This window comes from Streptomyces sp. NPDC048473 (assembly GCF_043200155.1).
Classification (GTDB): Bacteria; Actinomycetota; Actinomycetes; order Streptomycetales; family Streptomycetaceae; genus Streptomyces.
The window spans coordinates 419,448-442,998 of record NZ_JBICXE010000004.1; the positions used below are offsets into that span (position 1 = coordinate 419,448).

Annotated in this window: 17 protein-coding genes and 1 pseudogene; 10 read left to right on the forward strand and 8 right to left on the reverse strand. The window is 69.5% G+C overall.

The window, feature by feature from the left end; genetic code table 11:
* Positions 1-40 precede the first annotated feature (40 nt).
* Both ACGFU7_RS10440 and ACGFU7_RS10445 read right to left on the reverse strand, forming a co-directional pair.
* On the reverse strand, positions 41-1,435 hold the full coding sequence (locus ACGFU7_RS10440; protein WP_393694228.1) for an NAD(P)/FAD-dependent oxidoreductase: 1,395 nt from the start codon (positions 1,433-1,435) through the stop codon (positions 41-43).
* Entirely contained in the window at positions 1,425-1,673 is a 249-nt protein-coding gene (locus ACGFU7_RS10445; protein WP_393694230.1) for a ferredoxin, read from the reverse strand. The genes ACGFU7_RS10440 and ACGFU7_RS10445 overlap by 11 nt, the downstream gene beginning before the upstream one ends.
* Before the next feature lie 1,205 nt (positions 1,674-2,878).
* Between ACGFU7_RS10445 and ACGFU7_RS10450 the strand changes: the two genes are divergently transcribed.
* Together ACGFU7_RS10450 and ACGFU7_RS10455 are read left to right on the forward strand one after the other, a co-directional pair.
* Positions 2,879-3,283: a hypothetical protein gene (locus tag ACGFU7_RS10450; RefSeq protein WP_393694279.1), complete on the forward strand. Its 405-nt coding sequence runs from the start codon at positions 2,879-2,881 to the stop codon at positions 3,281-3,283.
* Positions 3,284-3,435: 152 nt separating this feature from the next.
* Complete coding sequence (locus ACGFU7_RS10455; RefSeq protein WP_393694232.1) at positions 3,436-4,092, forward strand: Crp/Fnr family transcriptional regulator; 657 nt, start codon at positions 3,436-3,438, stop codon at positions 4,090-4,092.
* 10 nt (positions 4,093-4,102) lie between these two features.
* On the opposite strand, the gene ACGFU7_RS10460 is transcribed toward ACGFU7_RS10455, so the two are convergent.
* Positions 4,103-4,636, reverse strand: coding sequence for a Pycsar system effector family protein (locus ACGFU7_RS10460; RefSeq protein ID WP_393694234.1), 534 nt, complete (start codon positions 4,634-4,636; stop codon positions 4,103-4,105).
* A gap of 291 nt (positions 4,637-4,927) precedes the next feature.
* Here ACGFU7_RS10460 and ACGFU7_RS10465 point away from each other — a divergent pair, with 291 nt between their 5' ends.
* From ACGFU7_RS10465 to ACGFU7_RS10480, 4 genes are all read left to right on the forward strand, one after another.
* Positions 4,928-5,512, forward strand: a complete 585-nt coding sequence (locus ACGFU7_RS10465) for a hypothetical protein (protein ID WP_393694236.1) — start codon at positions 4,928-4,930, stop codon at positions 5,510-5,512.
* A 232-nt stretch (positions 5,513-5,744) separates the two neighbouring features.
* Positions 5,745-7,934 carry a hypothetical protein gene (locus tag ACGFU7_RS10470; protein WP_393694238.1) on the forward strand — a complete coding sequence of 730 codons (2,190 nt, stop codon included), beginning with the start codon at positions 5,745-5,747 and terminating at the stop codon, positions 7,932-7,934.
* 5 nt (positions 7,935-7,939) lie between these two features.
* Positions 7,940-9,466, forward strand: a complete 1,527-nt coding sequence (locus ACGFU7_RS10475; protein WP_393694240.1) for a hypothetical protein — start codon at positions 7,940-7,942, stop codon at positions 9,464-9,466.
* Positions 9,456-10,808 carry a DUF4407 domain-containing protein gene (locus ACGFU7_RS10480; RefSeq protein ID WP_393694241.1) on the forward strand — a complete coding sequence of 451 codons (1,353 nt, stop codon included), beginning with the start codon at positions 9,456-9,458 and terminating at the stop codon, positions 10,806-10,808. The genes ACGFU7_RS10475 and ACGFU7_RS10480 overlap by 11 nt, the downstream gene beginning before the upstream one ends.
* 461 nt (positions 10,809-11,269) lie before the next feature.
* Here ACGFU7_RS10480 and ACGFU7_RS10485 read toward each other — a convergent pair whose 3' ends face one another.
* Complete coding sequence (locus ACGFU7_RS10485; RefSeq protein ID WP_393694281.1) at positions 11,270-11,950, reverse strand: response regulator; 681 nt, start codon at positions 11,948-11,950, stop codon at positions 11,270-11,272.
* Positions 11,951-11,973: 23 nt separating this feature from the next.
* A complete protein-coding gene (locus ACGFU7_RS10490; protein ID WP_393694243.1) occupies positions 11,974-13,215 on the reverse strand; it encodes a sensor histidine kinase in 1,242 nt (413 codons plus the stop codon).
* 140 nt (positions 13,216-13,355) lie between these two features.
* Between ACGFU7_RS10490 and ACGFU7_RS10495 the strand changes: the two genes are divergently transcribed.
* Positions 13,356-14,555, forward strand: a complete 1,200-nt coding sequence (locus tag ACGFU7_RS10495) for a serine hydrolase domain-containing protein (RefSeq protein ID WP_393694245.1) — start codon at positions 13,356-13,358, stop codon at positions 14,553-14,555.
* A 19-nt stretch (positions 14,556-14,574) separates the two neighbouring features.
* Entirely contained in the window at positions 14,575-15,084 is a 510-nt protein-coding gene (locus ACGFU7_RS10500; protein ID WP_393694247.1) for a tyrosine-type recombinase/integrase, read from the forward strand.
* Positions 15,085-15,393: 309 nt separating this feature from the next.
* On the opposite strand, the gene ACGFU7_RS10505 is transcribed toward ACGFU7_RS10500, so the two are convergent.
* Both ACGFU7_RS10505 and ACGFU7_RS10510 read right to left on the reverse strand, forming a co-directional pair.
* The gene (locus ACGFU7_RS10505) at positions 15,394-16,464 is read right to left on the reverse strand and encodes an alpha/beta fold hydrolase (protein WP_393694283.1); all 1,071 of its coding nucleotides are present in this window, start codon (positions 16,462-16,464) and stop codon (positions 15,394-15,396) included.
* A gap of 531 nt (positions 16,465-16,995) precedes the next feature.
* Positions 16,996-17,359: pseudogene (locus tag ACGFU7_RS10510) on the reverse strand (YdcF family protein); the annotation flags it as partial.
* A 447-nt stretch (positions 17,360-17,806) separates the two neighbouring features.
* Here ACGFU7_RS10510 and uppS point away from each other — a divergent pair.
* Positions 17,807-18,610: a polyprenyl diphosphate synthase gene (gene uppS, locus ACGFU7_RS10515; protein WP_393694248.1), complete on the forward strand. Its 804-nt coding sequence runs from the start codon at positions 17,807-17,809 to the stop codon at positions 18,608-18,610.
* A complete protein-coding gene (locus ACGFU7_RS10520) occupies positions 18,607-20,118 on the forward strand; it encodes an oxygenase MpaB family protein (protein ID WP_393694250.1) in 1,512 nt (503 codons plus the stop codon). The genes uppS and ACGFU7_RS10520 overlap by 4 nt, the downstream gene beginning before the upstream one ends.
* A gap of 201 nt (positions 20,119-20,319) precedes the next feature.
* On the opposite strand, the gene ACGFU7_RS10525 is transcribed toward ACGFU7_RS10520, so the two are convergent.
* On the reverse strand, positions 20,320-23,091 hold the full coding sequence (locus tag ACGFU7_RS10525; protein ID WP_393694252.1) for a hypothetical protein: 2,772 nt from the start codon (positions 23,089-23,091) through the stop codon (positions 20,320-20,322).
* Between the last annotated feature and the right edge of the window lie 460 nt (positions 23,092-23,551).

Genomic DNA, 23,551 nt, shown 5'->3' on the forward strand with positions numbered 1-23,551 from the left:
GCAGTGGACTTTCCGGGCTGTGGTCAGGCTCGGGCTGCGGTCAGCCTCGGGCAGGGACGAAGGTGATCCGCTGGTCGGTCGGTGAGTAGCCGCTCACGGTGACGGACGGCCCGTGGGTGGGCAGGGAGGGGTCCGGGAATTCGGCCGGGACCGGCCGCAGACCTTCGGGACGGCGGTCCACCGAGGGGTAGTCGGGCGGGAACGGCGCAGCCGATTCGATCTGCCGCTGGTAGAACTCCAGCCACTTCGTCTGGTCGAAGGTGACAGCGGCGATGACACGGCCCTGGTATCCGTACACACAGGTGAAGCGGCGGTCGGAGAGCGACCCCTGGGCGACGATGACCTCCTCGCCCAGGGACGGGACACCGACCGACTTGATGTTGACCCCGAACTGGGCGGACCAGAAGGCCGGCACCCACAGGTGAGGGCGGCGCTCCGAGCTGCTGCTGATCATGTTGTGGGCCGCGGTCTCGGCCTGTGCGACGGCGTTGCCCCAGTGTTCGAGGGACAGGAACTGGTACCCGAAGAGCGCGTGAGGGGACCGTGCGACGTCACCGGCGACGAAGACGTCGTCGGTGACGATGCCGCGGACGTCGAAGGCCCGGCATCCGGCGTCGCAGGCGATTCCGCGCGGGCCTGCGCCGAGCCCGGAACCGGCCAGCCACTCGGTGTTCCGCTTCGCGCCGAGCGAGATCACCGCGACGTCCGTATCGATGGTGGTGCCGTCGGACAGATGGGCGCGCCGCAGGCGTCCTGCCGGGTCGCCCTCCAGGCCCGTGACCATGATCCCGCAGCGCAGGTCCACGCCTTGTTCGCGTTGCAGCTCCGCGGCCACTCGGCCGATCACGCCGCCGAGCGCGCCCACGAGGGGCGCGTCGGCGCGCTCGGCGACGGTCACCGGCAGCCCGCGCTCGCGGCAGGCCGAAGCGATCTCCGAACCGGTGAAACCGGCGCCGATGACGAGCACCCGGCGGGGCGATGCCGCCAGCCGCCGCTGCAGCCGGGCCGCGTCGTCACGCGTACGCAGTACGAAGACCCCGTCCAGCTCGGCCTCGGAATCGTGCGGCCAGGGCCGGGCGTGAACGCCGGTGGCGATCAGCAGCCGGTCGTACTCCACTTCGTTCCCGTCGGCCAGCCGCACCCGCTTGGCCGCCATGTCCAGCCCGGTGGCTGCGACGCCGAGCCGCCAGTGCGCGTCGAGCGCCAGGCGCCGGGGCAGCGCGGTGTGATCGGCGGTCGCGTGGCCCAGCAGGACCTGCTTGGAGAGCGGTGGCCGGTCGTACGGTTCATGGGGCTCGTCACCGATCAGCGTGAGCGAACCGGTGAAACCCTCCTTCCGCAGGGTCTCCGCAGCCCGGAGACCGGCCAGCGAGGCGCCGACGATCACGATCCGCCCCTCGCGCCTCAGCCACGCCAGAGCCCCGTCACTGGACACCGGACAGCCCCTCTCGCACAGCGCCCGGCGCTTCGCACACGTCACCCAGGTCGTCCACCAGGATCGCCTGCACCGGACACGCGGTGGCGGCACGAAGCACCTGCTCGCGCTGCGTCTCGTCGGCGTGCGGGTTGTACAACAGCGCCTCCTCCTCGCCATGCATGGCGAAGACATCGGGTGCGAGGAAGGCGCACTGTGCGTACCCCTGACACCGGTTGAGATCGACGACAAGCCTCATCAAGGGCCGCCCTTCCAGTAGTACTCCCGCCTCAGCCTGCGAGTACTGCTGTGGTTCCGCGAGCAATGGCGGACCAATGGAGTCATCGGCGCGCGTCGGGCGGGTCGCCGGCAGGTTGTGGGCGAACCGTCCGCGCGAAGTGTCCGCCGAAGGCGCACGGTTGCGGCCCGGAGCCGGTTTCGTACGCCAAGGCCGTAGTAATGCGGAAAACATCAAAGGGCCTGGGCCTTCGGCGTAATGCTCGGTGAGAGCAATTGCGGAATACCCGAGATGCAAATTTCTGAGGGGCTGTCCCCAACATGATTTCTAAATGTTCGTCCCGGGTTGCGGGGGCAGTCGGGGGTGTTCTGGTCCGTGGGGTGCGCATGGCATGGTCTACGACGCGTTCCTCCTCGCTGCGGCCGCCTGCTGTCAGGACCCGGCAGGCATCCGACAAGTCGGGATGGCCGTGCGACCCGTAGGGGCCGCCCACCCTGCAGGGACCTGGTCGGGTGGGTTGTCAGTTTTCCGGTTCCGCTGGCGGACGACCGGGAAATCGGCCAGGGTGTCTGGTCATGGACGCTGGATTATCTGCTGTACTCGGCGCGATGGTGACAGCCGTGGCAGCTGTTGGGGCTGCATATGCTTCAGGGTGGTCGGCCCGTCAACAGGTGAGGCTTGCGGCTCGTGCCGAGCACCGAAGGCAGCGCGTAGAACCACGTGAGCGGGCTTACGAGGAATTCCTCGGGCTAACCCTTTCTTTAAGGGATCACCTCGGCTTGCTGCATTCTGAGTATTTCCGAGCCCGCTATGTGGACGAGGGCTTTACGGTTCGAGCGGAGACACTCGCCGGACAAATATATGAGCAACAACCAAAGATTCTCCTTGCGGGCCCCGGGGACGTCTCTTCGGCGGCTCAGAGAATCATCACGAACGCTGACTCTCTGTCGCTCAGCGTGCGTGCGTTCTACGTGACGCGCTCCTACGGGCACGCCCCAGTGGATCTCTACCATTTGATGTGCGACCAAGCTCGCGATCTCCATGGCAACGTGAACACCTTTGCGGAAGTCGCCCGACTGGCCCTGGACGAGAACGACGGCAGCTCGGCGCCGACTCGGGTACGGGCACGGGGTTTGCTCGGAGCCCGACGGTAGATCAGACCGTTTACGCCGCCGTACGGGCGCACGCGCTACCCGCTCAGCGAGTTCCCCTCGGCGGGCGAAACCCTGGCGAAGGCCGGCACGGACTCGGCATGGTCGGCCCCGACACTGGACACCGCACGGCTGCTGTCGAGGTGGACGCCGACGCGGATATACGAGTTCAGCGAGCGCGACACACCGTGGTTCAACGGCTACCCGACACCGAGCTTCGACCAGCCTGCCCAGCACATGTCCGGGCAGGCCTGCCTGTTCGACCTGGCCCTGTTCCAGGACGTGAAGGACGGGCAGGCGCAGTTCAGCGACCGGATGATCAGCACATGGGTGGGCTTCGCCCGCACGGGCCGGGCGGACTGGCCGGGCTTCCGCGGCGCAGGGGAACGGGAGGAACGCCCGAGGCGACAGCCGATGAGTCTTGAGGCGGTTCGCACATTCAATGGACCCCGTTCCGTGTGTACCGGCAGGATTGTGTGATGTGAGTGCGCGGTTGTGCGCCGTCCACCCGCACCGACGCGGTGGGGGTGGAGGGAGCAGCTGCGATGCGCGTGCCGGATCGCGGACAGGCTGGGGGAAGAGTGGTCACGCAGACCGGGGAAGAAGAGTGGCCCGCGCGCAGTCTGCTGGGCATGCTTTCGCCTCCGGCGCGACGGGAACTGCTCGGCCTGGGCGCCGGGGTGCGGTTCGAGGCCGGCTCCGTGCTGCTGAGCGAGGGCGCGCGCGACCGGCACGTCCTGCTCCTGCTGACCGGCTTTGCCAAGGTCACGGCCACCGTGGAGAACGGTGAGAACTCGCTCCTTGCGGTGCGGGTCGGCGGCGACACGGTCGGCGAGATGGCAGCCATGGACGGAGCACCGCGCTCGGCTACGGTGACCGCCTGCGGCCCGATGACGGCGCGGGTACTTCAGCGCAGCGCACTGCACGAGCTGCTGATGCGGCGCCCCGAGGTGTCCATGGCCCTGACCGGGATCGTCTCGGACCGGCTGCGCTGGGCGAACCGGCGGCGGCTGGACTTTCGCGGGTATCCGGCCAAGGTGCGGCTGGCCCGGCTGCTGGTGGAGCTCGCCACCTCCTACGGGCGTCCGGTGAGCGGAGGCGTGGTCGTCGGCTGCCGGATGACGCAGCCGGAGATGGCCGCGCTGACCGGCGCCGCCGAGACGACGATCCACAAGGGGCTGCGCGAACTGCGCGAGGAGGGGCTGCTGGAGACCGGCTACCGTTCCACCACCATCCGTGATCTGCCCAGGCTCAGAGAGCTCGCGGATCTGGCACACGAGCTGCCGTAGCACCCTGAAGTCAAGCCAGCACCGGCCGCAGGACCACGCTCAGCCCGGCGCTCGTGCCCATCACGGCTGTGCACACCACCGCTCCGGTGAGGCAGCGGTACTTGAGCACGGCGACGCGGGCGAGGAACCGTATGACCTGCGACAACTCCCGTCGGTCCGAGGCCTCATCCGAGCCCGCACCATCCGCGCCCGCGCCATCGGTGGGCAGGATGTCCGGGCCCGACGAGAGGTGGACGAAGCTGTACCGGTTGGCGGCGGGGGGCCGCAGCACCCGGGGCCGCAGCGCCGCCGCCAGACAGCCCGCGCCGCCGAACAGCCCGCAGACGAAGAGTGTCAGCAGTGCTCCGGCCAGTGCCCCCGCCGCACCGCCCTGCTCCCAGGCGTGCACGGCCTGACGGCTCCACACGTCTGCTGTGCCCACCAATGCCACCTGCGCCGCCGCCAGGATCCCGGCTTTCGAGTCCGCATGCTGATGGGTCGTCTGCAGCGTGGTGAGCATGCACTGCGCAGGGCGGCTGTCCGGGGTGGCGCCGGTCGGTGTCATCGGTGTCCTCCTTGAGAGTCGGGGTGCGGTCCGTCCAGTAACCGGCAACCGCGCCGGCTGAACCAGTCACTTCTATGGATTCCGGCATCCCGTATTTCCACGGGTTGAGGGCCGGACCTTCGGTGTACGACTGGCAGTACCGGCGCCTGCGCCTCGGGGGAGCAGGCGCCGGTGTGTCCACGAGAGCGCCTCGGGTGTTCTTTACGGATGAGTAGTAACTCCGTTTATTGGCATGGGAGTTGAGCCATACGGCATCCTTTCCCTCCCTGAAGCGCGCACACGAGGGGTGTCATGACAGTGAACAACGTGGGTGGACCGGGCGGCATGGCGACGTTCGGACGCAGACTGCTTCTGGCGGTCGACGCGAAGGGGTACGGCGGCGTCGATGTACTGATGCAGACCCAGTTCCAGGAGGCCATTTTGCGGCTGCTCGGCGAGGCGGCCGACGCGGCCGGACTGGACCGTGAACGGTGGGTGACACAGGAAGCCGGGGACTCCGTGTTCGCGGTCCTGCCCGAGGGTGCCTCCGAGCCCGCGCTGGTCGACACGTTCATGCGCGCCCTGGACACCGGTCTGCGGGCCTTCAATCACGGGCGCGTGCAGGAGGCGTGGCTCAGACTCCGGGCGGCGGTGCACTTCGGCACGGCTTCGCCGGGAGCCAACGGTTTCGTCGGCAAAGCCCCGGTCGAGATCGGCCGGATCCGCGACAGCGCAGCGCTGCGTACAGCCCTCGCCTCGGCATCGGGCGCCTGCCTGGCGGTCGCGATCTCGGCCACCGTCTTCAACGACGTGGTCCGTGAGGCGTACACGACCATCCGGGCGGAGGAGTTCCGGGAGGTGCGGATCAAGGAGAAGGAGTACTCGGGGCGGGCCTAGATCTGGGTGCCCGGCTATGACGTACGAGGGTTTGATCTGGAGGGCGCCGGTTCGAGTGGCCCGGAGGATCCCGCCGGTTCGCGCGGAAGCGGCGCAGTTGAGGCGGCCGCCGAACCATCCGAGGGTGCCCCAACTGGCCGGGCAGACACGGTAGTTCAACGGTTCTATGGAACCGTCAATGCCGAGGGCGCCGTCTTCGGAGTCTCAAAGTGACTTCAGATGGCGGTCGGGGATGAACGAGGAACAGCGCGAACAGCAGGAGGGGCCGGCCCAGGCGGAGCAGGAGACTGCCGAGCCGGCGGCCGCCGCCACCGAAGAGGGGGATGCCGACGCGACGCCCGGGCCTGACACCTCCGCGGAGGGCCCCAGCGGCCCCCGGGGCCACGAGAAGCCGCCTCCTCCCGGGGATGCCGATGCCGACCGGCCCGCCTCGGTCCACCACAACAACGTCAACCAGTTCTTCTACGGAGCGCTGAACGCCCCGCAGGCGCACTTCGGTATCGGCGGCGCGGCTTCCCCGGGCGGTCGCCGCCGGGCCACGGGGTGGCTCGATGCCGGGGAGACCGACCTGCTCCTGGAGTCCTATGTCGAACCCCCTTGCTTCGACGGCGCGGTGACGGCGCTCCAGTCGGACAGCGTGGTGGTCCTGGTCGGACCACCGGGATCGGGCAAGCGCTCGGGGGCGGTCGCCCTCCTCAAGGAGGTCGCCGAAGGCGCGGAGTACGTGGTGCTCTCCCCGGATCTCAGTCTGGAGCAGCTTGCCGAGCGCGCCTTTGAGAGGGGCGTCGGCTATGTGCTGCTCGACCGGATGAACGAAGGCTCGGCGGGGAAGGCGGACTTCGACTGGCGGCGAGTGCGGGACCAGGTGCGCGGCAAGGGCGCGCACCTGGTGGTCACCACGATCCACGAAGTCGAAGGGGCGCCGCCTGAAGCCGTACGGCATGTGCCGTGGCAGGCACCTGACTTGGCGGGTGCGCTGCGGCTGCGACTTCTAAAAGGAGGATGTGCCCAGTCGGTCGTCGAGGAGGCAGTCGGCCTGCTGCCCGCCGGGTGCCGGATTGCGGAGGTCGCCGTGGCGGCCGGGCGGATCGCCCAGGGCGCCGATCCTGACAGCGCCTGGCAGGGGTACGGCAGCAGCGCGGCCCGGCCCGTACGCGACTGGTTCGCGGGCGACCATTCGCTGCAGGAGATAGCCGAGGTCACCACACTCGCCTTCGCCACCGGCGCCGGCCGCCGCGCCTTCGAGTCGTACCAGGAACTGCTGGAGCCGCGTCTCGTCCCCGCCTTTCCGCAGCCGCCGCCCGCGGCTCCCGCCACTTCGGAAGCCTCCTCGGATGGCATGCCGGAAGCCGCCGCTGTACCCCGGCCGGTTATCGACCGCCGGCGCTCCCTGATGCGGAACGAACTGGTCACCACCGAGGAGCAGACACACGATTCGCTCGCCCGGGCCGTCGTGGTCTTCGCCACCCCGCCGTACCGGCAGTGGGTCCTGGAGGAGTTATGGGCGAATCACTCGACCCTGTACTGGAACGGAGTGCGCGACTGGCTGACCGAACTCACACTCGCGGACCCGGACCCCGAACTCCAGATGTCCATCGCCTCCGGGCTCGCTCTGCTCGCGCGTCCCGCCTTCGACGAGGTCGCGGACTGTTATCTGTACCCCTGGGCGCGGGGTGCCGCGGGCCACGAGGGGCGGTCCATGGCCACTCTTGTCCTGTGGTGGATGTGCCTGGACGAAACCCTCGGTGCCACTGCACTCACCCTTGCCCGAGGCTGGGCCCAGTCACGTGACCCCGGACTTCGGACGACGGCGATGCTGGCCTTCAGCGGACAACTGGGAGTCCGCTTCCCCACCGATGCGGTCAAGTGGCTGTGGCATCTGATCAGCCAGGGGAGCAGCAGCTCCGAAGAGGCGATGGTCTCCATGGCGGGCCTCGTCGCCGTGCTGACGGAGTGCCGGGAGGACGCGGGCGTGGTCCTCGACGTCCTCGTGTACCGGCTGCGCAAACAGCGCAGGACCGTGGTCGCCACTCGCCTGAAGGAGATGACCTTCGACACCGTCGTGGCCGTCCTGGCGGTACGCGACCTGCGCACGGGACACCCCGCCTGCGCCGTACTGGCCGAACGGCAGCCACAACTGCTGGGCAAATTAGGTGAGTTGTGGGCGGGTACGTTGTGTAACCGCCCTCGTCGCAGCTCGGCGCTACGGGCCCTGCGCGACACTCTGCGCGCGCTGAACAGTACCTGCGAGAAGCCGCCGGCCGTCGCCGAGCACCTCGGCAGGAAAGTGGGCGCCGCCCTGCCGCCGGACGAACGCCCGCTCCTGGAAGCCGTGCTGAGGCCGTCCTCGGCCCGCGCCGGCGACATCACAGCCGAACTGACGGACATCTTCCTTACCGCCGTTCTGAGCATGAAGGACTGACAGGCATGCCTGAGAGATATCCCCTCGTGGAGCAGCGGTCCTACGGCCGACCGCTGCAACGCGGCAACTGGCTCCACAAGCGTCCGAGCAGGGACGACGACGATCTTCCCCGGCTCGCCGCGCACCAGGTCCGGGTCTTCCGTGCCGGTGAGGACTACATCGAGGACCACGGCCGGCTGGGGGTCGACGACAGCGTCGTCATCGCCGCGAGCTCCGTCACCGTTGTCGACCGGCGGGCCGGTGTGCCCGTCGTCGTGGAGATGCGCATCCCGTCCGCCGAGGCGGGCGACTTCACTCTGCGGGTGACCTTCCACTGCACCGTCACGGACGCGGCCGCGGTCGTACGGGACGGCGTCACCGATGTGGAGGCGCTGCTGTCCGGCTACCTCCGGAGCATCCCGGGCCTCACCGAGGAAGGCAGCGGTCTTCCGGTCGTCGAGTCGACCGAGGTGCGCCGGAGGATCGATGCCCGGCTGACCGCCTTCCTGGACATGGAGCCGCCGCGTGTCTCCGGTCTCAAGGCGCTGCCGTTCGCCGTCGATGTCCTCACCCCCGAGGAGCTCGCCGCGCATGTGCGCGAGGTCGAGGAGACCAGACGTGCCCGGGAGAAGGACCGCCTCCAGGAGGAACTGGAGAAGGAGCGGGCCAGGGCCGAGCACGAGAAGCGGCGGCTGCTCGAAGAACTCCGGCGGGAGCAGGCCCTCATCGAGGAGCAGCACCGCCAGGAGCAAGCCCTTATGGAGGAACAGCACCGTCAGCAGTACGAGAAGCTGCGCGATCAGTACGAGCGCGGAGTCAGCGCCGACGGGCAGGACCACGAGCTCATGTTGGAGGCGAAGCGCAACGGGTTCGTCAGGAATCAGACGGTCGAAGACCTCCGGATCATCGGCGACGACCCCATCGCCGCCGACTTCAACGCCTACCGGAACGGTGACATTTCTGCCGACACACTCGCCGCGAGGCTGCGCGCGGCCGAGGAACGACGCGACGAACGGGGGGACGCATTGCGGGAACACGAGCGGGAGCACCTGGAACGACGCTCCGCCCTCGCCCGGGAGGACACGCGCCTGCGCCTGGAACGGGACGACCGGATCAGGGAACTGACCCGCAAGGACAGGCGCGAGGACGCGACCGTCCAGCGGCAGGAGAACGCGCACCTTCGGCAGCAGGAGCGTGAGGCCGAGCAGCGCCGGCGGCAGGAGGAGCGGGAGGACACCCAGGTCCAGCGCCAGGAGCAGCGCGAGTGGCGGGAACAGGTGCTCCAGGCGCAGCACGACCTCAGGGTACGGGCAATCAGCCGGGGTCACGGAGACGATGTCCCCGTCGATGTGGGAGCGCTCATCAACAGCGTGGGGGAGATCCCCCAGCCCGGAGCCCAGGCCCCGGCCCTGGGACAGGGCGGAGGCGACGACGTACAGGTACAGAAGGTGACGTCGGAGCGGCTGGACCGCGAGGCCGGGGGTGCCGACAGCGACTCCGACAGCGACTCCGACATCGGCGACGCCGGAATGGAGGAGCGACGTGTCGACTGATGCCCCGGTCCGGACGGCCGACAGGGCCCCGCTCACCGAGGAACCCTTGGCCCTCCGCCCGGCGCGTCCGGCCCGGGGCCCGGCGGCAGCGCTGCGCCGTCTGATCGGCATTCGTGAGGACGTACTGGACTGGGTGCCGGAGGAACGCACCCGCTACACCTGGTACGGCGCCATCGTCGTCAATACCGCTCTGCTCGGCGGCGGTTCGATGGCTCTGGCACTCGCCACGTTCCGCGGTGAGCTTCCCCTGGCGGTCGTGATCCTGGTCGCCCTGGTCTGGTTCTGGGTGGTCCTTGCTCTGGACGGCTGGTTGGTATCCAGCACCCATGGCATACCGGCCAAGAGCCCGCTGCGGGTCCTGCTGCCCCGCCTCGTGCTCTCCGTGCTTCTCGGACTCTTCATCGCCGAGCCTCTCCTCTTCCAGATCTTCGACAAGGAGATCCGCCAGGAGATCGCGGTGGGCAACGAGCGGAAGGCGGCCGAATACCGGGGCATGCTCGTCTCCTGCAACCCGTCCGACGGCAAGGAGACGACCGCTCGCCCCGAATGCGGTGGCTACCAGCTGAAGGTGCCCGGCTCCCCGGCGATGCTGAGGGGACAGATCAAGAGCAACGCCGCCCGCACCAAGGAACTCCAGACCCAGGTCGACCGGATCAACAAGACCCTGAACACCAAGATGGCCACCGAGCGGCGCGAGTGCGCCCGGAACAAGTGGATCTGGTGGAACGGCGTCGCCGACGTGAGCGAGACCTGTGAGCGGGCCCGCGCGGACTCCTCGTCCTACCGCACGACCAGCAAGATCAAGAAGTATGAGGGCGAACTGTCGGCTCTCGTCGAAAAGGACCACACCCTGGCGGCGAGGGTGGACACGGCCGACGACACGTACCAGACCGCTCTCCAGCGACGCATCGACACCAAGACCGAACAACGCTCGGCGGATCTCGACGACGACGGCATCCTCACCCGGGCCCATGCCCTGGGAGCCGTTGCCTGGTCGGACTGGTACGCCGGTTTCGTGGCCCTCCTGCTGCATGCCCTGCTCCTCGTGGTGGACGCCATGCCCGTTCTGGCGAAGCTGATGAGCGGCTCCACCACATACGACCGCCTCCTCACCGGCCGCTTCGAAACGGGTCGCCGCCTTCACTCGGAGGACCTCCAGATCCAGCACGCCTGCGCCGCGATGGAACACGAGGTCCAGCGCCACCGCATCAACCAGGAAGCCACCGACCGGATGAACCGCCTCGCACACCATTACCGCCTGGAACAGGCCGAACGAGCCGGCCGGTTCCGGGCCGAACTCGACGCCCGTGCCGCTCGCATCCTGCGGGGCGACAGCCGCTGACGGGCGGGAACGGCTTTCGGAGCCCGCGGATACAGCCGGCTGCGGGGCGTCGACAACCGGACTTTTGTCAGAAAAGGTGTAAAAACCCTTGACCCTTGAGAAATAGGGAGGAGAATCTTCAATACACCAGAAAACCGGAGCGAGCCGCACCGTCGGCGAAGACGTTCGCCGAACCGAGTGACCCACTCGTTGGCTCTGGCCAGGCCCCCGGCGGATCCTCTCGATCTCGGAGATTCAGCGACGGTTGAAACTCGTGGAACCGAGACGGATTACCGGGGACTGCATGTCCGGAAAACGTAGAAGGGCCCCACCCGCAAGCGGTGGGGCCCTTCTTTCGTCATCTGCCTGGCGCTGCTTCACCTCACCGGCATCGTCATCCGGTCCGCGGAGGTGATCGATCCGGAGTTACGTCGCGGCCGGTACTGAGCCTGCGGGCGACCGCGAAGAGGAGCGGAAGCCGGTCAGCCGGCGAAGCTCGGGACCACCAGGCCGGACTCGTACGCGATCACCACCGCATGGGTCCGGTTCTGCGCGCCGAGCTTGGCCAGCACGTTTCCGACGTGGGTCTTGACCGTCTCCAGGCTCACCGTGAGGGACTCCGCGATCTCCGGATTGGAGAGCCCGGTGGCCATCAGGCGCAGCACCTCCTCCTCCCGGCACGTCAGGGCGGCCTGCGGCAGGGCCTCGGCGGAGCCCAGCGGGCGGGCGGCAACCATGCGGCCCAGTGCGGCCGGGAAGAGGACCGCTTCGCCCGCCGCCACCACCCGGACCGCCTCGGCGATCTGGCGGACCGGGAGGCGCTTGAGGACGAAGCCGCTGGCGCCCGCGCTGAGGGCGGCGGTGACGTAGCCGTCGTTCTCGAAGGTGGTGATGACCACGACCTTCGGCGGGTCGGCCGCTTCGGCCAGCAGTTGGCGGGTGGCCTCGATCCCGTTGCGACGCGGCATCCGGACGTCCATCAGGACCACGTCCGGCCGCAGGCTCCGCGCCCGTTCGACCGCCTCGACGCCGTCGGCGGCCTCGCCGACCACCGTGATCCCCGGCTGTGCGGCGAGCAGCATGCGCAGGCCGCTGCGGGTCACCTCGTCGTCGTCCGCGATCAGGAGGGTGACGGCGGGGCTGGTGACGGCGGGGAGGGCCATGCCTTCGCCCGCGTCGGATCCACTCACGCCGACACCCGTACCGGCAGCCGGACGGCCAGCCGCCAGTGCTGCGTCCCGTCCGGACCGGCCTGGAACTCACCGTGCAGCAGCCGGACGCGCTCGGCCAGTCCGGGCAGGCCGTGGCCGGAGGTCGGGAAGGCCCCCGGGCCCTGGCCCGTCCGTGCCCCGGTCCGGTTGACCACCGTGAGATCCAGTCTGTCCGGCCCGGCCGCCACCCGGACCTCGATCGGGCCGCCCGCCCCGTGGCGCAGCGCGTTCGTCAGCCCCTCCTGGAGGATCCGGTACGCCGCCCGGGAGAGCGTCCCCTGCACCTGCGCCGGCTCGCCCGACAGCTCCGGTTCCACCACCGCCCCCGCGTGCCGCAGGCGGTCCAGCAGCTCGGGGAGGTCGGCCAGGGTCCGGGTCGGCGCCGTCCCCGACTGTTCCTCGCGCAGCAGTCCGAGCACGTGGTCCAGGTCCTCCAGCGCGGCCCGCGTCGACTCCTCGATGCTGCGCATGGCGGCCCGCGCCGCCGCCGGGTCGGCGGAGAGTACCTCGCTCGCCACCGCCGCCTGGATGGTGGCCGCCGTCAGCGTGTGCCCGATCGAGTCGTGCAACTCGTGGGCGATCCGGTTGCGTTCGGCCAGCAGCAGTTCCCGCTCGGCAGCCAGCGCGAGCCGTTCGGCCGCCGACGGCCCCAGCAGCCGCGGCGCCGACCACCGCAGGGCCTTCGTCACCAGTACGCAGACGGCCACCGCCAGCACGATGCACACGGCCGCCACCACCCAGCTCCACCCGCCCGACACCCGGACCGACGTGCCGAACAGACTCGCCCGCGCCTCGCCGCCGAGCCAGTTCCCCGGCAGGGAGAGGCCCATGATGAACAGCACCCCGCTCGCCAGCGCCCCCGTCCACCCGACGGCTACGTGCAGCACCAGCCAGAGCGGGGTCCGCCAGCGGTCGAGGCCGAGTGAACCGGAAGTCCGGCGACCGGCCACCGGATTCGGCAGCGGCACCTGCAGCAGCCGGCGGGCGGACACGACGAGCGCCCGCCGTACGGGGCGCGCCAGTCCGACCACGCCGACCAGTACCGCCCAGATCAGCAGAACCAGGACCAACTGCACGCTCTCGGGAGCGGATCGCCACGACAGCGCCGGCAACAGGGCGAAAGGCAGCAGCGGAAGGCTCGCCAGCGCGCCGCAATAGGCGAACAGCACACCCGAATATGTGGAGCCGCGCAGCAGCGGCCGAATTCCCCTGATCATGGTCGCCAGTATTGCCGGGCAGCCCACCAGCAGCCTCCCCCGATCGGGGGAGCGATTTCTCCCGCCTTCCCGCGATGCGGTCAGTGGGCCCTGGAAACCAGGATCGTGCCCCGACCAAACGATTCCTCAGGAGTTGACTCATGCGTGCTCAGACCCGGCAGGGCCTTCGTTCCTCGACCCGGTGGCAGGGCGGCAGGCGGCGACGAGCCGTGTCGGCCGCGGCTGCGGTGGCCATCGGCGTCATGACGCTGGGCGCCCTCGCCCCGCCCGCCGCCTCCGCCTCCGATTCCGCCGGCTCCGCTGCTGCCACCGCCAGGCCGGACGCCGTCCAGCAGGCCCTGAACGCGCTGGTGCGCGACGACGGGATGCCCGCCGCGCTGGCGAGCGTCAAGGACCGTGACGGCCGCACCCGGACCTACACCGCAGGGCTCGGCGACCTGGCCACCGGCGCACCGGTACCCGTCGACGGGCAGGTGCGGATCGGCAGCAACACCAAGACCTTCGTCGCGGTCGTCGTCCTCCAGCTCGTCGCGGAGCGGAGGGTGGACCTGGACGCCTCCGTCGACACCTACCTGCCCGGCCTCGTCCGTGGGGAGGGGATCGACGGACGGCGCATCACCGTCCGTCAGCTCCTCCAGCAGACCAGCGGACTTCCCAACTACAGCAATTACCTCGGGGACGACGTCCGGTACTACGCCCCCCGGGAACTGCTCGCCACAGCCCTCCAGCACCCGGCCGACTTCGCCCCCGGGACGAGTTGGAAGTACAGCAACACCAACTACGTGCTCGCCGGCCTGATCGTCCAGAAGGTCACCGGCCGCCCCCTGGCCGAGGAGATCGACCGGCGCGTCGTCCGACGCGCCGGGCTGCGCCACACCTACTTCCCCGCCCCCGGTGACGCGAGCATCCGGGAGCCCCACCCCCACGGCTACTACCGGGAATCGGCGGACGCGCCGCTGCGCGACATCACGGAGATCGACCCCTCCTGGGGCTGGGCGGCAGGCCAGATGGTCTCCACCGGCTCCGACCTCAACCGCTTCTTCAGCGCACTCCTGGCCGGCCGCCTCCTGCCCTCGGCCCAGCTCGCCCAGATGCGCTCCACCGTCCCCGCCGAAGCGACCTTCGGCCCCGGCGCCCGCTACGGACTTGGACTCGTCAGCAGGCCGCTGCCGTGCGGCGGCCTCTCCTGGGGCCACGGCGGCAGCTTCCCGGGGTACGAGACCCGGGGCGGCGCCACCGACGACGGCCGCGCCACCAACGTCGCGGTCACCATGCAGCTCACCGACGAGGCGGGCCGGAGGAATCTCGAACGCGCCGTGGACACCGCCCTGTGCCGCTGAACCCCGCCGAGGGCGTTCCGTGAAGCAAAACGACCGACGCCGCGAGTTCAAGAACACCGAGTCGCGTGCCGGCCGCCGCACCATCGGGCTTCCGGACCCGACCATCGAGCTCCTCCGGAAGCACCAGGACGCCCAGGCGTGGGAGCGGAAGCAAGCCGGGGACGAGTGGGAGGACAAGGGGTACGTCTTCGCGCAGCCGACCGGGGGCCCGCTCATTCCGAATGCGGACCACCACCACTGGAAGAAGCTCCTGGACGACGCGGGCGTGCGGGACGGCCGCCTTCATGACGCACGCCACACCGCCGGGACCGTGCTCCTGCTGCTGGGAGTCCCCGATGTGGTGGTCGACGCGATCATGGGCTGGGAGCCCGGCTGCTCGGCGCGGATGCGCGCCCGGTACATGCACGTCACCGGTCCCATGCTGAAGAACGTCGCCAAGCAGGTCGGTGACGCGCTCTGGGACGCTACCGAGGAGGCAGGCCCCGACACCGGCTCGGACCCCGCGGAGTGGGTCGCGGACCCCAACTGAGACGGAAACTGAGGCGGAGAGACGCGAAGGGCCCCACCGCAAGCGGTGGGGCCCTTCGATGTATTGCCCGGTGAGAGCAATGGCGGAGGATACGAGATTCGAACTCGTGAGGGGTTGCCCCCAACACGCTTTTCAACTCTGCACGGCCCCGTTCGTCCTGGTTCACCGTCGTCCGTGGGCCGGGCCCCGGGGATACCGCCGAGCGTTCACTGACTGCGCTTCACTTCGCGGGAGACGCCCTGCTGACCACTGCGGAGGAATTCCGCCTCCGTACCCGCCCCTGGCTGAGGCAGGCCCGCGATCCCGCCGTCATGGAGATGACGTCCGCCCGGCTGCAGGAAAATGGTCGACGTCCACGACGGCCTGCGCGAAGTCGCGGGGCGCTTCCTGGGGCAGATTGTGACCGATACCCTTCAGGGTTCGGTGCGCATAGTGACCGGTGAATTTGTCGCGATAGGAAGAGCCGCCGCCCGCAGGCGTGAAGGGATCGGCCTCGCCGTCGAGGGTGATCGTGGGCACGGTGATGACGGGACTTGCGGCGAGCCGCTTTTCGAGGTCGTCGTAACGGGGGTCGCCCTTGGCCAGGCTCAGCCGCCAGCGATAATTGTGGATCACGATGCTGACGTAATCCGGATTGCGGAACGTTGCCGCGGTGCGATCGAACGTGGCGTCATCAAAAGCCCATGTCGGGGAGTTGAACTTCCAGATCAGCTTCGCCAGATCATGCCGGTTCTGTTCGAGGCCGAGCCGGCCTCTCTCCGTGGCGAAATAGAACTGATACCACCATGCCGACTCGAGCTTCGGCGGCAACGGCTTCTTGTTGGCTTCCAGGTTCGTGATCAGATAGCCGGTCACGGAGACCAAGCCCTTGACCCGCTCCGGCCAGAGCGCCGCAATGATGTCCGCCGTCCGCGATCCCCAGTCGTAGCCTGCGAGGATCGCCTTGTCGATCCGCAGCGCATCCATCAAAGCGATGATGTCGAGAGCAAATACCGACTGCTGTGCGTTCCGGAACGTCCTGCCCGAAAGGAAGCGCGTCGTGCCGTGGCCCCGCAGATACGGAACGATGACCCGGTATCCCTTTTTCGCCAGCAAAGGCGCGACAGCGACGTAACTGTGAATGTCGTAAGGCCAGCCGTGCAGAAGAACGACCACCGAGCCATGGGCCGGGCCCAATTCGGCGTATCCCACATTCAGGACGCCGGCCCTGACCTGCTTCAATGAGCCGAACCCTGAGTTTTCCTTTACCTGCTCGTCCGTCTGCGGAAAATGATTGTTTTCGCCGGACATGGCAGTCGAGCATGCCACGGAAAGGCCGGCCGTCGAGGCCGCAACCGCTCCCGTGCCGATGACCATTCCGAAGGTTCGTCTGCTGATCATCTTCATGCTTCCCGTGAAACCGCGGCCGCCCGGTGGTCGAGTTGCATCGACGGTGAACGCACGAATTCCCCTACCCGGTCCGGCAGCCGTCACCTCGCCGGGCACGGGAACGTCAGGCCATCGGCCGAAGGCTGCGCGACTGTGCAAGGGGCCGGCGGCGGTGGATCCGGGTGCCGCGCCCTGATGCCCCGGACAATCAGCGGGAGAGGAGCTGCTGGGCCGCCGTCGATGTCGTATGTGCCGCCGGTGAGCGCGTCGTTGCACATGAGGTGGACGGGCGGAGCGGCGACGTCGGCCGGGCCGGAGCGAAGCGAAGACAGGAGCGTCGGCCCGACCACCGGGCCGCGCGACGCCGCGCCATGCGCGGCGGGAGCGCCTTGATGAAGTAGGGACAGTTGTACCGAGCTGAGAGCGCGACGGGTTTCAAGACCGCTGCGGCTGGAGCGACTTCACCACACCTGACCTGCGACGACGCCTCAAGGTGGGCTTACGTGCAGGTGCCTGGCCCACACATGGCCCATGGGGCCCTTGACGCGCCGGCACGAGGCGGCTCGTGAACCCCTCGGTACACAGGCGCTCGTAGGCCGCAGCTACGGAGTCCGGTACCTCTTGCCTGATCATGAATCCTTGCTCCGGGTGGATGAGCAGCCGCTGCTGAGCCCCAACAAGCATGTCCAGCACAAGGCGTGGGTCCTTGATGGAGTCGACGTATTCCGAGAGCGTCATGGGTGCTGACGCGCTGACGATCTCGACTTCCGGCCAGAGTCTGCGGGCAGTCGCGTAGGCCCGCCGCTCCTCGCACGGCTTGCTGACGAGCAGCACGGATCCGCGCGTTCGGCTCAACAGGGATGGCCGATGCGGGAACGCCCAGCAGGTCGAGCCTTCGGTGCCGCCACGAGGCCTTGTCATCAGAACCGGCTCGGCCGAAACAGCAGAGTCGGGTGCCGGCGGTGTCGAAGCGTCCCGTTCTACCTGATTCCGGTCAAGGCGCGACCACGAGGTCGTTAAAGCGGACTGACGTACTACAGGTGAATATGCGGAGATTGCGATGTGCCCGGGGCCGGGCACCGGCACTCTGCTGAGTGTCGATCTGAGTGGCGCTGCGGCGGAGGATCCCCCGGGACCGTCCGGCGGAGCAGGCCGGTCCGCCGTCTGCGGGAGCGAAACCCGTCCGCAGCCTCGACAGGCTTCCGGCGGATGCGCAACGCGCTCAGCAGAGTCCGGACACAACGGGGTGCTGTCCGGGCCCACTGCGGCAGAGCCTTGCGGCCAGGAGGCGCTGCGGCCAGCGGGTGGGTGTGAGGCGGAGGGGGACTGTGTTGCGGCAGCCGGGGGAGCACGGATGACGGTTGAACGAGTGGGCGGCACTTCTGCCTCGTCGTCGGCCCATACACCTCCGCGTCGCCCAACCGGTGAGGACCGGCGCAGGGGTGTGCCGCGCCATGTCGCGTGCGTGATGGACGGGAACGGCCGGTGGGCGGCACGGCGGTCCTTACCGCGCACATCGGGTCACCGGGCAGCGGAAACAACGGTGATCGACGTGATCGAGGCGGCGCGGACGTCGGGAGTGGAGTGGCTGAGCCTGTACGCGTTCTCCACCGAGAACTGGCGACGCCCGAGCAGCGAGATCGACTTCCTGATGCAACTGGTGCGCCGCGTAGTGCGCAAACACGCCCCGTTGCTGCACGCGCGCGGCATCCGCTGCCGGTTCCTCGGAGTGGCGGACCCGAGGATCCCCGGGCCGCTGGCCCGGGACTTCGCCGACCTGATGACGCTGACCAACACGAACCGAGGCATGACGCTGACTGTGGCGTTCGACCACGGCGGACGCAGGGACATCGTCGAGGCGGCGCGGTCCCTCATCCGCAGCGGGGTACCGGCCGATGCCGTCGACGAGCAGCATTTCGCCGCTCACCTGCCCTTTTCCGACACGCCCGATGTGGACCTCGTCATCCGGACGTCCGGCGAACAGCGGATCTCCAACTTCATGCTCTGGCAGGTGGCCTACGCCGAGTGGATCTTCCCGCCGGTGCTCTGGCCCGACTTCCGTGCGCCGCACTTCTTGGAGTGCCTGCACGCCTACCAGCAACGCAATCGCCGCTTCGGCGGTGTGACGCCGCACGCGAACGGAGAACCTCACCAGTGACGGACACAGGCAGCAGCCGCCCCAGGCGTACGCGTTCCGGAGCCACCGATCACCACGGTGACCCCGCGCGGCCGACCCCCGAAGCACAGTCCGGATCTCCGTTCGGTCCCGACTCGCAGTTCCACCGGTTCTTCAACGATCCGCGCTGGGCGCTGGCCATGGTCAGGGCCACGGTATTGGAGGCCGCCCACCCGCAGATCGGCGCGGCCCTGATCGACAACTCGACGTTTGTCGCGCACCCGTGGCGACGGCTGCGCAACACCCTCGTGAGCCTGCAGCGCATGTTCGGCACCGACGATCACGAGCGGCAAAGGGAGGCGGCGCGGCTCAACCGCCTGCACGCGCGGCTGAGCGGCACCGACGCACAGGACCGGCCCTACGACGCGATGGACCCCCAGGTCCGCGCCTGGGTGGTCGCGACCCTCTTCGAGAGCTCCGTCACCATGTGCCGACTGAGCGGGCAGCCGCTCGACCGGACCTCCATGGAACGGCTCTACGCCGAATACCAGGCATTCCTCGCAGCCTTGGGGGATGGGGTCGGCCATCTGCCGCCCACGTTGCAGGAGTTCTGGCAGTACTACGACCACATGGTCCAGGAGGAACTGGAGGACACGGAGGCGCTGCGCATCATCCTCTACAAGCTCTTCGACCATCTCCCGGCACCGCCCCTGCTGGACGGCCTGCCCACCGTATGGGCGGCGGGCCGCGCGCTCGCAGGCCCGGTCATCGGCACGATCACGGTGGCGTCCCTCCCCGAGCCTTTCCGCCGACGGGCGGGTCTGCCCGAAATTCCTGGCGCCCAGACGCTGATGCAAAGCGTCTACGTGGCCGCCGGCCTGGCACGCTTCCTGCCCGACAACTGGCTCCGGGCCGAGGGCCTCACCAGCCTGCTCTACCTGTCCTCGGACAGCGACGTCGCTCAAGCCGCGACGCTCACCGCGCTGCGCGGCCGGATGAAGCAGGCCGGCGCCCTGTTCCGGCTGGTCACGCCGTTTGCCGTGCAGCACGGTCCCGCCGAGGGAACCGGGTCGCAGCGGAGCGCTGACGACTTCTTCACCGCGGTGCTGGACCAGACCGGCGACGGCTACCTGGACTGGCCCGATCTCGCCGCCATGGCCCGGGAGTTGTCCTCCCGCCTCGATCTGGACGAACCGGAGGAGACCAGGCTCTACAACGCGTATGCCGAGTGGTGGAGGGAACTCCAGGCGGCCCTCGACATCGACGGCGACGGCCGCATCAGCGAGGAGGAGTACACCGCCGCTGTCCCCTCCCTCGCCGGGCCCGCGCTGATCAGGGTCGCCGAAGTGCTCTTTGACGTCACCGACGCGGACGGCAACCAGTTCATCGACGCGGACGAGTACCGGACCCTGTTCCGGACCGGGTTCCGGCGCACGGTGGCCGACGCCGACGCAAGGTACTCCCGCAGCGCGTTCGTGAAGGACTTTCTCTCCTTCATGTCGGGCCGCCGGCGCTCGACCGCTTATGACCCACTGCTCGCCGACGCGTAGGACCCCCGGACACGACAGGGGCCGCCGCGAGGGCAGGACCACGCAAGGAGCTTCACCACCCCGATCCGGTTCGGCAAGAGGGTTTCCGTGGCCCCCGCGTGGCCCCTTCACGCCGATGGCACCGGTCCCCGTGGCGGGGCCGGTGCCATCGTCCAGGTGGTGCGCTCAGGCACCGTCAGCGCGGGACGTGGACCCCGGGCGTCAGCCCTGGCGCGCGTCCGTGACCTTCCCCGTGAGGAGGGGGCCCTCCATCCACTCGTACTCCTTGAGGACGTACACCTGCATCCGCAGGGACTCCTCCGACTCGGTCAGTGCGTCGGTGACCGTGGGCACGGACACTTCCGTGCTCGTCCCGCCCTTGGGGACGGACGCCCAGAGGGAGGGACTGTTCGTGGACAGAGGCCGCTCCGGGTCGGCGGCCTCGCCGAGATTGGAGAGCCACTCCTTGTCGACGTCCTTCGTGGACAGTTCCGTGCCCTCGCGCACCGGCAGGAGGTCGAACCGCGTCTCGAAGCTGATGTCGGCGGGCTGGGAGAGCTCCACCTTCCAGGTGAGCTTCTGGCCCTCGGCGACCGAGTCGGCGACCGGGGTCACGCTGATCGTGGGCATGGGGTCGTCGTTCTCGACGAGCACGCCCCCGAAGGCGCCGCCGACCGCCGTGCCGCGCACGGCCTTGGCCGCGACCTCGTGGCTGAGGTCGTAGTTGTAGCGGGAGTTGCCCGTGACCGTGATCGGCACGTCCACGGAGCCACCGGCCTTCACCGTCACGGTGCGGACGGTGGACTTGTGGGTCTCCGGGTCGCGGACGGCGAGCTTGATCACGCCGGTGCCCTTGCCGGTGACTTGGACGGGCACGCGGTAGGTGCGGGTGCCGGAGTCGCCCTCCTTGACCGTCAGCCTGCCGATGTCGACACGCGAGAGCGTGACGGGGTGTACCGCCGGGGTGCCGGGGCGCCAGCCCCAGGCGTCCATCAGCCAGAGCTCGCCGGAGCCGCTGCGCGGGGTGAGCTCCAGCGACTGCGTCCGCTTCAGGTCGACACCGGCGCTGACGGCGGCCTTCAGCGGGACGCGGACCTCACGCGCCCAGTACGCGGCCGTCGAGTCGGAGCCGGGAAGGCCGTCGACGGTGACCTGACCGAGCCCCACCCGCTTGCCGGAGGTGTCGGTGAGGGCGACGTCGAGCCGGGTGCCCCGGGTGTTCGGCGGCACCATCACCCGCAGGGCGAGCGCGTCGGAGCCCGCCAGCGAGAAGGCGCGCTCCGGCGTCAGCCGGACCGGGGTGCCCGGCTTGGTCCAGCGGGCCGTGACCGCGTTGCGGCCCGGCTCACTGGTGGTGCCCGCCCAGGACGCGAAGTGCGGCGACTTACCGGGGGCGGAGTCAGGCCTACAGGCCCGGGTGGCGCTCGTCGTGACCTGCTGGCACACGCGCCCGTTCGTCACCGAGAGCGGGTCGTCGGGCCGGATCGCCGGAGTACGGTTGCCGCCGACGGCGTGGGTCAGCACCCGGGCGGGATCGGCCGAGGGCGCGCGCCGGTCGGAGCCGTCGAGCAGCGGGCGGACCCGGTCGTCGCCCGCGAGGAAGAGCCGCGCGGCGGCGGCGATGTAGGTGGCGCCCGCCGTCTGCTGCTGCTTGGCGCTCAGCCGGGTCTCGGCCCGTGTCGAGCAGACCGGGTCCGGGTTGTTCTTGTCGTCCCAGAAGTCGTCGGCGGCCGGGGCCTCGGCCTGGCCGGGCGTCCACTCCGTGTTGAAGAAGTTGTGGTTGGCGCCGACCATGTACACAGCGCTGTGCAGCGCCGTGCCCTGGCCGATGCCCCGGGTGCCGTCGAGGTACATCTGGCCCTGAAGATCGCTCACATCGCCGTCACAGCCCGGCAGGATGGTCATGGAGGGCACGTCGGGCGTGGGGTTCTGGCCGAAGTCGGTGGGGCCGATCAGGACGGTGCCGCGGATCCGCCAGCCCACCGGTCCCCGGTAGCCGTCCTCGGCGGGCGGCGGCGGGGAGACGCTGTCGAGAGCCGCCCGGTTGACGCCCTCGCCGCCCCGGGAGTGGCCGACCAGGAGCACCTTCGAGAGGTCCGCGGGCTCCGTCGCGCGCACGGCCTCGGGGGCCTTCGCGGGGCTCGCACCCCACTCCGCCCAGCGGGCGAGGTGCTGGCGCACCAGGGACGAACGGGCCTGCGCCCCGAAGTCGGCCGCGCGGCCGTCCTGCGCGTTGACACCGTTCGCGGAGATGGAGACCGTCACATAGCCCTGGGATGCCAGGAGCTTCTGGTCGTGCAGAAAGCCGCGGTAGCTCGGGACCTCCTTGTTGCCCGGCTTGCACGGCCACTCCATGCCCGCGCTGTTCTTGCCGGGCTCGTAGCAGGTGGCGCCGCGGCCGTGGACGAAGAGCGCCAGCGGTCGCTTCCCCGGCGCGTCCGTCGGGCCGACGACCGTGGCGCGCATCTCCACGGGCTCGGCGTAGCCCGGCAGCCTCACCGACTTCAGGGAGTACTCACCACTGGTGGTGTGGTACTTACCGGCGACACCGGGGTCGACCGGGTTGGCGGGGAACGGGTCCTGGGGCACCGCCGCGGCCGACGAGCGCCGCTGACCGGGTGCCTGGTCGGCCTTTGCGGCGTCCAGCCGCCGCGAACCGGCGACCACCTGGAGTTCGCTCACCGGTCCGACCCTCGCCCCGTCGAGGCGGAGCCGGAAGGTGCGTTGGTCGGGGGAGGGCTTCGGGACGCCGAGGGTCCGCTCCCCCGAGCGGAACTCGACCAGGGCGCCACCCATGCCCACGGGCTCGGGCGAGCTCCAGATCAGCTCCCCGCCCTCGACACGCCACCCCTCCGGCAGCCGCTCCCCGGAGGCGCCCGGCGGCGCGCCGGGTATGGACTCGGCGGCCGGTTGCGCGTGCGCCGGCCCTGGCGCACCCGCCGCCAGCGCCACGACCGCCAAGGCAGCCGTCAGCGCGCGTGAGACCTGTCTCACGATGGTGTCTCCTCGTCGTTGGTCATGCTTCAGCGCCCCAGGAATCCCAGGAGCACCCCCCGCACCGGGGAGAGGGTGACGTGTCATCACCGGTTGTCCCACCTCGGGGAACCTGACAGGAATCTGACAGGAGCCGAACAGGAGCCAAACAAGAGCGCCAAATTAGGAGCCGGACGGGAGTCATGGGGCCGGTCGCTGATCGAGGGATCCCGGCCCGGGGCGGCGGTCCGACGTCCGTGCGGCGAGCGGGGCCCGGCGCCCTGTGTTCGCCGACGCTCGTGGCGACCGGGCCGGCGGGATGAGCGAGATCTCCGTGACGGAGGGTTCGGCACGCCGGATCAACGGCCCCTGCCCGAGAGGGGGCGGGGGCCTCCCCCTGAGTGGTGGACACGCTGATACTGGATCTGCTTGATCCGGAGGGAAGCGAGAAGACCGCCGATGGCGATGAAGGACTACTCGG